This window comes from Mycobacterium sp. (assembly GCF_035506235.1).
Taxonomy (GTDB): domain Bacteria; phylum Actinomycetota; class Actinomycetes; order Mycobacteriales; family Mycobacteriaceae; genus Mycobacterium.
This window is the reverse complement of record NZ_DATJPU010000099.1, coordinates 37,884-48,793: the sequence shown is the minus strand read 5'-3', so window position 1 is coordinate 48,793 and position 10,910 is coordinate 37,884. Positions and strand designations below refer to the sequence as shown.

Annotated in this window: 12 protein-coding genes and 1 pseudogene; 9 read left to right on the top strand and 4 right to left on the bottom strand. The window is 69.0% G+C overall.

The genetic code is table 11. The features are described 5' to 3' along the window. Window positions 1-418 precede the first annotated feature (418 nt). From infA to truA, 8 genes and pseudogenes are all read left to right on the top strand, one after another. Window positions 419-640 (top strand): translation initiation factor IF-1, encoded by a 222-nt coding sequence (gene infA / locus VMD50_RS09225; RefSeq protein ID WP_003418601.1) that lies wholly within the window; start codon window positions 419-421, stop codon window positions 638-640. Between the two features lie 52 nt (window positions 641-692). After that, window positions 693-806 (top strand): 50S ribosomal protein L36, encoded by a 114-nt coding sequence (gene rpmJ, locus VMD50_RS09220; protein WP_003879483.1) that lies wholly within the window; start codon window positions 693-695, stop codon window positions 804-806. 156 nt (window positions 807-962) lie between these two features. Continuing rightward, entirely contained in the window at window positions 963-1,337 is a 375-nt protein-coding gene (gene rpsM, locus VMD50_RS09215; RefSeq protein WP_325427021.1) for a 30S ribosomal protein S13, read from the top strand. A 3-nt stretch (window positions 1,338-1,340) separates the two neighbouring features. Beyond that, window positions 1,341-1,760, top strand: a complete 420-nt coding sequence (gene rpsK, locus VMD50_RS09210; RefSeq protein WP_325427019.1) for a 30S ribosomal protein S11 — start codon at window positions 1,341-1,343, stop codon at window positions 1,758-1,760. Window positions 1,761-1,770: 10 nt separating this feature from the next. Beyond that, window positions 1,771-2,376, top strand: a complete 606-nt coding sequence (gene rpsD / locus VMD50_RS09205; protein ID WP_325427017.1) for a 30S ribosomal protein S4 — start codon at window positions 1,771-1,773, stop codon at window positions 2,374-2,376. Between the two features lie 130 nt (window positions 2,377-2,506). Then, window positions 2,507-3,550, top strand: a complete 1,044-nt coding sequence (locus VMD50_RS09200; RefSeq protein WP_325427015.1) for a DNA-directed RNA polymerase subunit alpha — start codon at window positions 2,507-2,509, stop codon at window positions 3,548-3,550. Window positions 3,551-3,587: 37 nt separating this feature from the next. Continuing rightward, window positions 3,588-4,139: pseudogene (gene rplQ, locus VMD50_RS09195) on the top strand (50S ribosomal protein L17); the annotation flags it as partial. 94 nt (window positions 4,140-4,233) lie between these two features. Next, window positions 4,234-5,088: a tRNA pseudouridine(38-40) synthase TruA gene (gene truA, locus VMD50_RS09190; RefSeq protein WP_325427029.1), complete on the top strand. Its 855-nt coding sequence runs from the start codon at window positions 4,234-4,236 to the stop codon at window positions 5,086-5,088. A 107-nt stretch (window positions 5,089-5,195) separates the two neighbouring features. On the opposite strand, the gene VMD50_RS09185 is transcribed toward truA, so the two are convergent. Next, window positions 5,196-5,816 carry a cutinase family protein gene (locus VMD50_RS09185; protein ID WP_414686030.1) on the bottom strand — a complete coding sequence of 207 codons (621 nt, stop codon included), beginning with the start codon at window positions 5,814-5,816 and terminating at the stop codon, window positions 5,196-5,198. Window positions 5,817-5,872: 56 nt separating this feature from the next. Further along, entirely contained in the window at window positions 5,873-6,715 is an 843-nt protein-coding gene (locus VMD50_RS09180; protein WP_325427011.1) for a cutinase family protein, read from the bottom strand. Window positions 6,716-6,844: 129 nt separating this feature from the next. Between VMD50_RS09180 and eccB the strand changes: the two genes are divergently transcribed. Beyond that, complete coding sequence (gene eccB, locus VMD50_RS09175) at window positions 6,845-8,236, top strand: type VII secretion protein EccB (RefSeq protein ID WP_325427009.1); 1,392 nt, start codon at window positions 6,845-6,847, stop codon at window positions 8,234-8,236. Here the strand turns inward: eccB and mycP are convergent. Continuing rightward, the gene (gene mycP / locus VMD50_RS09170) at window positions 8,201-9,502 is read right to left on the bottom strand and encodes a type VII secretion-associated serine protease mycosin (RefSeq protein ID WP_325427007.1); all 1,302 of its coding nucleotides are present in this window, start codon (window positions 9,500-9,502) and stop codon (window positions 8,201-8,203) included. The two genes, eccB and mycP, sit on opposite strands and share 36 nt — an antisense overlap. Further along, window positions 9,499-10,851, bottom strand: coding sequence for a type VII secretion integral membrane protein EccD (gene eccD, locus VMD50_RS09165; RefSeq protein WP_325427005.1), 1,353 nt, complete (start codon window positions 10,849-10,851; stop codon window positions 9,499-9,501). The genes mycP and eccD overlap by 4 nt, the downstream gene beginning before the upstream one ends. Window positions 10,852-10,910: the final 59 nt, after the last annotated feature.

Below are 10,910 nucleotides of genomic sequence, written 5' to 3'. Positions count from 1 at the left end.
AGCGTCTCCAGGGCGTCGGGACCCGACTCGGTGCGCACGATCCGGTGCCGGTCACCGTACTGGCGGCGCAGGTCACGGGCGACCGCGCGCGAGACCGAGGGGTCGTCGTCGACGGTCAGCAGGACGGGTTTGCGGGGCTCGGCGGTGGGGCCTGCGGCGCTGCTCATCGCCGTCAAGTATGCCCTCGTCAGGCACGGTTCGGCAGGTCGTGAAGACGGGGCCGATTTCTCCGGCGGCGATTTTGGGTAGGGCCCATTACCAGGTACCATTGACCAACGGTGCGATTTCCGCGCCGACTTTTTGTGTGCCCAGTCCCTAGGAATTTCCTGTCACCGGCTCACGTTCGAAGTCGGTGTGTACGTCGCGCCGATCCGGGCGCTGACGCGAACGAAACGAATGACGAGGATTTCTGACAAGTATGGCCAAGAAGGACGGTGCCATCGAGGTCGAGGGCCGCGTGGTCGAGCCCCTGCCCAATGCGATGTTCCGCATTGAGCTGGAGAACGGCCACAAGGTGCTCGCCCACATCAGCGGCAAGATGCGGCAGCACTACATCCGCATCCTGCCTGAGGACCGGGTGGTGGTGGAGTTGTCTCCCTACGACCTGTCCCGGGGCCGCATCGTGTACCGGTACAAGTGATACCTGCCCGAACCGATAACTGACGAGTAGACAAGAACAGGATCGACCAGCCGTGAAGGTGAACCCGAGCGTCAAGCCAATCTGTGACAAGTGCAGGGTGATCCGTCGGCATGGGCGGGTCATGGTGATCTGCTCGGATCCGCGCCACAAGCAGCGTCAAGGCTAGCGGGGATCGCGACACAACTGAATGCAGACCTCCCAGCACCAGTGAGCGGATACGCTGCTCATCCACGCCCGGACGGAGGCCGGGCCCCGCTTCAAACTTTGGGGCGGGAACGGGCTGGGATCAGACCTCCGCTTGAGATAAGAGGAAACGCCACCTATGGCTCGACTAGTAGGCGTCGATCTGCCGCGTGACAAGCGGATGGAGATCGCGCTGACCTACATCTACGGCATCGGCCGTACCCGTTCCAACGAAATTCTCACTGCCACCGGCATCGACAAGGACCTGCGCACCCGCGACCTCACCGATGACCAGGTGACCCACTTGCGCGACTACATCGAAGCCAACCTGAAGGTGGAGGGTGACCTGCGCCGGGAGGTGCAGGCCGACATCCGCCGCAAGATCGAGATCGGCTGCTACCAGGGTCTGCGGCACCGCCGCGGCCTGCCGGTGCGCGGCCAGCGGACCAAGACCAATGCGCGCACCCGCAAGGGCCCCAAGCGCACCATCGCAGGCAAGAAGAAGGCCAGGTAACCGATGCCACCGAAGAAGGCAAGCGGCTCGGCCCCCAAGAAGGGGCAGCACAAGACCCGTAAGCGGGAAAAGAAGAACATTCCGCACGGCGCCGCGCACATCAAGAGCACCTTCAACAACACGATCGTGACCATCACCGACCCGCAGGGCAACGTCATCGCCTGGGCGTCGTCCGGGCACGTCGGCTTCAAGGGCTCGCGTAAGTCGACCCCCTTCGCCGCTCAGCTGGCCGCGGAGAACGCCGCGCGCAAGGCCCAGGAGCACGGCGTGAAGAAGGTGGACGTGTTCGTGAAGGGCCCGGGCTCGGGCCGCGAGACCGCGATCCGGTCGCTGCAGGCGGCGGGCCTGGAGGTCGGCGCCATCTCCGACGTCACCCCGCAGCCGCACAACGGATGCCGTCCGCCGAAGCGCAGAAGGGTCTAGGGAAAGAATCATGGCTCGCTACACCGGACCCATCACCCGCAAATCGCGCCGGCTGCGCACCGACCTCGTCGGCGGCGACCAGGCGTTCGAGAAGCGCCCCTACCCGCCGGGCCAGCACGGCCGCGCGCGGATCAAGGAGAGCGAGTACCTGCTGCAGCTGCAGGAGAAGCAGAAGGCCCGCTTCACCTACGGCGTGATGGAAAAGCAGTTCCGCCGCTACTACGAGGAGGCCGTGCGGCAGCCCGGCAAAACGGGTGAGGAGTTGCTGCGGATCCTCGAGAGCAGGCTGGACAACGTCGTCTACCGCGCCGGTCTGGCGCGCACCCGACGGATGGCCCGCCAGCTGGTGAGCCACGGGCACTTCAGCGTCAACGGCGTGAAGGTGGACGTCCCCAGTTACCGGGTGTCGCAGTACGACATCGTCGACGTGCGGGACGGCTCGCTGAACACGGTGCCGTTCCAGATCGCGCGGGAGACCGCGGGCGACCGCCCGCTCCCGAGCTGGCTGCAGGTCGTGGGGGAGCGTCAGCGCATCCTGATCCACCAACTGCCGGAGCGCGCGCAGATCGACGTGCCGCTCACCGAGCAGCTGATCGTCGAGTACTACTCGAAGTAAGGACTTTCGAGCCGGCCGGCTCGAAAACCCGCGGCGATCGCAAGCGCGGCGAAGCCGGGCGTAGCGGGTCGCAGCGGGACAACACAGCGGCATCAAATAGCGGGTGCCGAGAAGGAGAAGAAGAAACACCATGCTGATCTCACAGCGACCCACACTGTCCGAGGAAGTCCTCACCGACACCCGGTCCCAGTTCGTCATCGAGCCGTTGGAGCCGGGATTCGGTTACACCCTGGGCAATTCGCTGCGGCGCACGCTGCTGTCGTCGATCCCCGGCGCGGCCGTCACCAGCATTCGCATCGACGGCGTGCTGCACGAGTTCACCACCGTGCCCGGCGTGAAGGAAGACGTCACCGACATCATCCTCAACCTCAAGGGCCTGGTCGTGTCCTCCGAGGAGGACGAGCCGGTCACCATGTACCTGCGCAAGCAGGGCCCGGGCGAGGTCACCGCGGGCGACATCGTGCCGCCCGCCGGTGTGACCGTGCACAACCCCGGCATGCACATCGCCACCCTGAACGACAAGGGCAAGCTCGAGGTCGAGCTCGTCGTCGAGCGCGGCCGCGGCTACGTCCCGGCGGTGCAGAACCGGGCCTCGGGTGCCGAAATCGGCCGCATCCCGGTCGATTCCATCTACTCGCCGGTGCTCAAGGTCACCTACAAGGTGGACGCCACCCGCGTCGAGCAGCGCACCGACTTCGACAAGCTGATCCTCGACGTGGAGACCAAGAGCTCGATCAACCCGCGCGACGCGCTGGCGTCGGCGGGTAAGACGCTGGTCGAATTGTTCGGCCTGGCACGCGAACTCAACGTCGAGGCCGAGGGCATCGAAATCGGGCCGTCGCCGGCGGAGGCCGACCACATCGCGTCGTTCGCGCTGCCGATCGACGACCTGGACCTGACCGTGCGGTCCTACAACTGCCTCAAGCGCGAGGGCGTGCACACCGTCGGCGAGCTGGTGAGCCGCACCGAGTCCGACCTGCTCGACATCCGCAACTTCGGCCAGAAGTCCATCGACGAGGTGAAGGTCAAGCTGCACCAGCTGGGCCTGTCGCTCAAGGACAGCCCGCCGACCTTCGACCCGTCGGAGGTCGCCGGCTACGACGTCGCGACCGGCACCTGGTCCACCGAGGCTGCTTACGACGACCAGGACTACGCGGAAACCGAACAGCTCTAAAGCCTTTGCTTTGAGTATCTAGACAGGAGCGACAGCAATGCCCAAGCCCACCAAGGGCCCTCGCCTCGGCGGGTCGTCTTCGCACCAGAAGGCCCTACTGGCCAACCTGGCGACGTCGCTGTTCGAGCACGGCCGGATCAAGACGACCGAGCCGAAGGCCCGTGCGCTGCGGCCCTACGCGGAGAAGCTGATCACGCACGCCAAGAAGGGCACGCTGCACAACCGCCGAGAGGTTCTCAAGAAGATTCGCGACAAGGACGTGGTGCACGCCTTGTTCGAGGAGATCGGGCCGTTCTTCGCCGACCGCAACGGCGGCTACACCCGCATCATCAAGGTCGAGGCGCGCAAGGGCGACAACGCCCCGATGGCCGTGATCGAGCTGGTGCGGGAGAAGACCGTGACGTCGGAGGCCGATCGGGCGCGGCGGGTGAAGGCTTCCAAGAAGTCTGCCGCGCCCGTGGCGGCAGCCGCGGCGCCGCAGGCTGCGGTGGAGCCCGAGGCGGCGGAGGGCCCGACGGCCGAGGAGGTCGTGGAACCTGCCGAGACCGAGGCCACGGAGACCGAGGCTGCGGAGGGCGAGGCGGCCGAGGCTACGGAGGCCCAAGCCAAGGCCGAGGAGAAGGCCGACAAGGCCGTGGCCGCGAGGGCCGAAGCCGAGGCCGCCCCCGAGGCGGACGACGAGGCTGACGAGAGTTAACGACGGCGTCCGTCTGCGGCTCGACATCGCTTATGACGGAACGGAATTCGCGGGCTGGGCGGCCCAGGCCGGGCAGCGGACCGTCGCCGGCGTCGTCGACGAGGCGCTGACGACGGTCTTCCGCGTTCCGGTGCGGCTGCGCGCGGCCGGGCGCACCGACACGGGAGTCCATGCCACCGGACAGGTCGCCCACGTCGACGTTCCCGCCGATGCGTTGGCGAACGCGTACCCGCGCGCATCGCGCGCCGGTGAGCCGGAGTTCCTGCCGCTGGTGCGCCGGCTGGGCCGATTCCTGCCCACCGATGTCCGGGTGCTCGACATCGCCCGCGCCCCAGCGGGTTTCGACGCCCGATTCTCGGCGCTGCGACGCCATTATGTGTACCGGCTATCGACGGCGCCCTACGGGGTGGAGCCGCAGCTGGCGCGTTACGTCACCGCCTGGCCCCGCGACCTGGACATCGACGCGATGGCCACCGCGTCGCGGGACCTGGTGGGGCTGCACGACTTCGCGGCGTTCTGCCGCCAGCGGGAGAACGCCACCACCATCCGCCACCTGCAGCGGTTGGACTGGTCACGCCACGGCGACCTGATCACCGCCCACGTCGCCGCCGACGCGTTCTGCTGGTCGATGGTGAGGTCTCTGGTCGGGGCGCTGCTGGCCGTCGGCGAGCACCGGCGCCCGGCGTCCTGGTGCCGCGAATTGCTTACGGCCACGGACCGCTCCAGCGACTTCGCCGCCGCGCCGGCGCACGGGTTGACGATGGTCGGCGTCGATTACCCGCCCGACGACCAACTGGCCGCGCGGATTCTGATCACGCGGGATCTCCGCACGCCCGGCTAGTGGCGATCGCGAGCGCGGCGTAGCCGGGCGATGCGGGTCGCCACCGTCGGGCTCGTGGCGATCGCGAGCGCGGCGTAGCCGGGCGATGCGGGTCGCCACCATCAAAACTAGACGCGGCCCGCGACGAAACTCGCGGCCTGGTTGGTCAATCCGGGCACGTAGCCCAGGTGCGCGCTCCACTTGTTGCCGTTGGAGCAGATCGGGTCGCCGGTGTTGCACAGGTCGATGGTTTTGCCGTCGAAATCCGGGGTCAGGGCGCTCATCAGCCCGCCCGCCCGGGCGGACGGGTTCCCGAAGAGGGCGACGGCCGCGACGTGGTCGGCGGCGACGGCGGGCAGAGGCTGATGGAAGCCGAGGCCCGGAAGCGGTGCGGCGGTGACGATGTCGATGACGGCCGCACCCTGCGAGTACCCACCGAGCACCATCTTGGTCTTCGGGCAGTTGTTGGCCATCTGCTGGACGTGGTTGCTGGCGTCGTCAGCGCCGTCGGTGGCGGCCAGGAAGTCCTTGTTGGCGGGGTAGTTAACCCCATAGGCGCCAACGCTTTTACGGGTGTCCTGGCGCAGCGAGTTGACGAAGGCCTGGCCCACCTTCCCGACGCCCGGCGGCTCGTCGGTGCCCCGGGCGAACACCACCTCGACGTCGGGACACGACGCCGAGGCCAGCGGCAACAGCTTCGGGACGACGAAAAGCCCGACCGCCGCAAGGAATGCGACGGTCAGCCCCAAGCGGATCAGCCTCACACAACGAGGCTACGGGCCCATGATCAAGCGCCGGTAACGATTTAGACAAGCGGCGCTTGAGGATTCGGCGTGGCCGGCGCGTTGGGCGGCGGGACGTTTCCGGGCATCGACGGGCCGGAACCCGGGGTCTGCGGCCCGTAACCGGGCGCTTGCGGGCCGTATCCGGGCGTTTGCGGCGCGTACTGGGGCCCGTAGCCGGGCACCTGCTGGTTGGACCCGGCCATCAGCCTGGACGCGACGTAGGCCGCCGCCTGCGTGGTGTACGCGGGAACGTAGCCCTCGGTGTGTCCGCTCCACTCGTTGCCCTGACCCGCGTGGCAGATCGGGTCTTGCGGATTGCACAGATCGATCGCCTTGGACCCGAGCAGCGCGCTCTGGGTCGGCAGCGTTCCGCCGGCGCGGTCGGCGATGTCACCGAAGGTGGCGACGGCCGCGATGTCGTTGGCGTATTGCGGCGGCAGCGAGTTGCCCCAGTTGATGCCGCCGATGGGAACCCCGGCCACGATGTCCATCACCGAGGCGCCCTGCGAGTAGCCGCCCAGCACGATCTTGGTGTTCGGGCACTTCTCCACGCTCTTCTTGACGCGGTCGATGGTGTCGTTGGCGCCGTCACCGCCATGCAGCTGCAGCTTGCTGGCCGCGTAGTTCACCCCGTAGGGCAGGATGTTCAGGCCGGTCTGTTGGCGCAGCGAGTCGACGAACGCGTCGCCGACACGGCCCAGGCCGGGTGGCTCGTTGGTGCCCCGGGCGAAGATGACCTCGACGTCCGGGCAGTCATCGGCGGCGGCGACCGGCGTCGCTGTTGGGGTGAGGAGCAGGCCGGCGGCGGTGAGCACTGCAGAAACCCCCGGGCCCACCCAGCGACCTAAGCGGTGGGAAGACACGCCGAGATGGTACCCGCAACCAACGAAGAGAAGAAAATTCGCTGCCCTGTGGATGGACGGAGCCGCGGCGGCCCACCTGCGGCTTAACTGGAGCGGGGAGACGGATTCCACAAATTCGCCGAGGGTATTTTGGACCGTTCACAGCTGCACGCGCCGACGACCCGGCTACAGGTCAGCGGTTACCGATTCCTGCTGCGCCGCCTCGAGTGTGCCTTGCTGGGCCGGGACATTCACACCGCGAACGAACCGCTGCGCACCCAGAGCGCATCGCTCACGGTCGGGTGCGCGGTGGCGGCCATTGCGGTGGCGGGATGCGCGTTGCTGGGTTTGCTGCGGCCGCAGGCGGATCTCGGTCAGGCCCGGATCGTCATGGGGCGACAATCCGGGGCGCTGTACGTGCGGGTGGGCGATGTCTGGCACCCGGTGCTGAATCTGGCCTCGGCGCGGTTGATCGCGGCGACGGCCGCCAACCCGCAGCCCGTGCAGGAGTCCGATTTGGCCCGCACCAAACGCGGTCCGTTGCTCGGTATTCCGGGTGCGCCGCAGTTCATCGGCGAAACGCTGCCCACGGACGCGTCGGCCTGGACGATCTGCGATTCAGACGGGACTGGCGCGACGACCGTCGTCGTCGGGCCCACCGGCGAATCGCCGGCCCACGGCCTCGCTTCCGGACGTGGCCTCCTGGTCGCACCCGCGTCGGGTTCGCCGGCCTACCTGCTTTTCAACGGAGAGCGGTCCGTGGTGGACCTCGCCGATGCCGCGGTGGTGCGCGCACTCCGGCTGGAGGGCCGTGCGCCGCGGATCGTGTCGCAGGCGTTGCTGAACGCGGTGCCCGAGGCCCCGCCGATCCAAACTCCACGGATTCGCGGCTTGGGCGCCGCGGCGCCCGGGCTGCCCGGATTTCCGGTCGGCAGCGTGCTGCGCATCCCGCGTGGGGATGCCGACGAGTTTTACGTCGTGTTGCCCGCCGGGGTCCAGCGGATCGGGCGGGTCGCCGCCGAGCTCCTGCGCTTCAGCGATTCGCAAGGAACCGCCAACACGATCACCGTCGCGCCCGACGCGATCCGCGCCGCAGCGGTCGCGAACGCGCTACCGGTGGCCGGTTTCCCCGACCGGGCACCGGAGTTGGACGGCGGCAGCACCCTGTGCGTCACGTTGCGGCCCGACCCATCCGGGGATTTCGACATCGCGTTTCTGATCGGCAGCGGCCTGCCGGTGCCGGCCGGCCGCGTGGCGGTGAACCTCTCCCAAGCCGATGGCCGCGGTCCGGCGCTGGACGCGGTATTCCTGCCGCCCGGCCGGAGTGCCTATGTGCGGGCCGGTAACCGGGTCGGCACGCGTTACCTGGTTGCCGACACCGGCGTGCGCTTCGCGATCCACGACGACGATGCGGCGCATGATCTCGGTCTTGCGGCCCCGGTTCCGGCGCCGTGGCCGGTGTTGGCCGCCCTGCCGTCGGGACCGGAACTGAGCAGGCAGAGCGCGTCAGTCGCGCGCGACACGGTTGCCGGAGCCCCGTAATCGCCCGGCTGCCAGCAATGCCAGCACCGCAACGAGGCAGATGGCCGCGCCGCGCAGCGCGATGCCGCGGGCGCGCGAATCCGGCGAGCGTGGAGGCGGCGGCGTGACGATCGGTACGGGCGCCGGTGTGGGTCTGGCGGTGGTTGCGGGCGGACTGGAGTCGGTGCTCGCTGCCGCCAGCACATCGATGGGGCCGTTGCCCACGAACGGATCCCACCCGGCGGGCGGGTGGTGGGCGGTCGACTCGATGCGCTGCATCACCTGCCGCGCGGTCAATGCGGGGAAGCGGGCCCGGATCAGCGCGGCCAAACCACTGACCACCGGCGCCGCGTAACCGGTGCCCGAAACCGGTTGTGCGCCAAGCGCAGTCACCTCCTCGCCGGTGGCCGCGACATCAACCCAGGGCCCGGCAAGCGTGAACGCCGACGGTGCCCCTTCGGCGTTGATGGAACCCACGGTCAGCACGTAGTCGTCGTACCAGGCCGGACTGGCCACGACCGTGAGCGTCTGCCAGGTCGGATCGGGCCTCTGACGCGGACATTGGCCGGTGCCGCCGGTGTTGCCCGCCGCGGTCACGACGACGGCGTTCTTGACGTCAACCGCGTACGCTAGCGCGGCGCCCACCGCGCGGTCCTCGAGTGCCGAGCCCACCGGAACGCAGGCCACGGAGGAGATGTTGACCACCGATGCGCCGAGATCGGCGGCCGTTCGGATGGCCTTGGCCATGGTGTCCACGTCGCCGACTCCGGTACGGGAACGTTCGGCGGCGGGGGCGAATTTCGAACTGGACTGGCGGATGCCGATCACGGTGGCCTCGGGCGCCACCCCGGTGAAGCTGTCGGCCTTGGGATCGGCTGCAGCCGCGATGATTCCCGCAACCAGGGTGCCATGCGCGTCACAATCCTCGGCGCCGTCGCCGGTTGATACGTAGTCGCCGCCGGGCACCACGTCGGGCAGCCGGGGGTGGGGCGAGACGCCGGTGTCGATGACCGCGACGCGTTGTCCCGCACCGCGGGTGAACTGCCAGACCCGGGGCAGGCCGACGAGGTCGGGGAGTTGATCGCCGCCCTTTGCCGGGCCCGTCGTCATCGTCGCGCAAACCTCGCGTTGCAGGGTCGGCCATGGCGGTGCCGGCAGCGTCGGCTTGGGCAGCCACTTGTCGTCGATACCCGGCGGCGAAACCGCCTGTGCGGCCGGCATACCCAGCTGAGAAACCGCCGCAAGCGCCGATACCGCCAAGAGGCGCGCGAGGCGGGACGCGTTCACGTGAGATTCCATCCGCGAACGGCGCTGTAGAGGCCGCATACCCAGCACGTCATGGGCACCATCGCCGCCAGGCCCAGACACTCCAGCGCGTCGACGCCGCGTCGCACCACGGGTGAGGGCGATATCGCCGAAGCGACAAAGCCCGGGTAAATCGCGGCCGCAACCAGCGTCGCCGTCATCGCGGCCGTCCACGCCGCATTGGACATCCGGAGGGCGGCTACGGCGAAAGTCGTTGCAATAACGACTGTTCCGCATGTGACAAACACCGGCCCCCTTCTCCCGTCGCCCGAGCGAGCGCGCAGCAGCAGCAACGCGCCGGTGAGGGCGCCGAACGCGATGTATTGCGGCCGCGGTGCGCCGGCGAGCGCGGTGACCACCGCACCCACGGCGGCCCCGGAAGCGAACGCGGCGAGCAGACTGGTCAGCCACCTGTCGGCGCGGACCGCCCTGGCGTCCAGGCCCGGTGCGGGCGGCAGGTGAGGTGATAACCCGGCCAGAACGATCGACATCCGCGCCGCCACACCGAGCAGGCCCAGGGATATCAACGCGGATACCGAGCCAATGACGCGCGGCGGTGCGGCGGTGAGCACACCAACCAACGCCGCGGCGGCGATAATGGTCGCGGTGCAGGAGATCGCGGTCAATGTCGTGGCGCCGCAGCCCGACAGGCGCATCGCCAAGACCGAGGTGGCGACCCCCGCCGTTGCGGCCAGCACCACGCTGGGGAGACCGGGGACACCGGGCACCGCGAGGTAGCCGGCGACCGCCGCGAATGCGGTGGCGATCACGCTGAGCGCCAGCCCGGCGATCGTATCCCCATACGTGCGGCGCGCAATCGCGGCACAGAGCAGGGCGACCAAACCGGCCGCTGCCGCGACGCCGACGCCGACGGCGACGCCGGTGGCGTTGGCGCTGAACGCGTTTCGGATGATCGCCAGCCCACCGATGCCGGTAAGGACGCCCGCCGCGATCGCGCCGGTCAGACGGGCCGCTTGCCGGGTGTGGCTCCCGGGCCGGGCCGTCGAGCCCAGCGTCGCCGACACCGCCTCGGCCAGGTCCTCGTAGCGCGGAGCGGGCGGGGGGTCAGCGGACTCGGTCAGAACCAGCACCTCACCGTCCCGGATGCCGTTCTGCTCCAGCGTTCCCGTCAAAACGGTTGCGCCGGGCCGGGACAGCTGGTAGCGCGTCGCCACCAATGCACCGGAACCCTCGACGCCGCGGCCGTCGAGGATGTCGACGATCGACGGCATCAGGACGCCGACCGGGACGCCCGCCGGCAGGGCCAAGTCGACGACGGCGGCGCCGGCGTGGATCGACACGCGGCGCAGCCCCCGAGCGGATCCAGGCAACGGTGACCCCTTCAGTAGGACTAGGGGCACGGTAAGCGGTTCCCGATCTCGCGGTGTCC

Bases quoted from the DNA above. Each gene is read 5' to 3' on its own strand.
- rpsD (WP_325427017.1), top strand. From the start codon at position 1,771: ATGGCTCGCTACACCGGACCCATCACCCGCAAATCGCGCCGGCTGCGC.
- VMD50_RS09200 (WP_325427015.1), top strand. From the start codon at position 2,507: ATGCTGATCTCACAGCGACCCACACTGTCCGAGGAAGTCCTCACCGAC.
- infA (WP_003418601.1), top strand. From the start codon at position 419: ATGGCCAAGAAGGACGGTGCCATCGAGGTCGAGGGCCGCGTGGTCGAG.
- rpsK (WP_325427019.1), top strand. From the start codon at position 1,341: ATGCCACCGAAGAAGGCAAGCGGCTCGGCCCCCAAGAAGGGGCAGCAC.
- rpsM (WP_325427021.1), top strand. From the start codon at position 963: ATGGCTCGACTAGTAGGCGTCGATCTGCCGCGTGACAAGCGGATGGAG.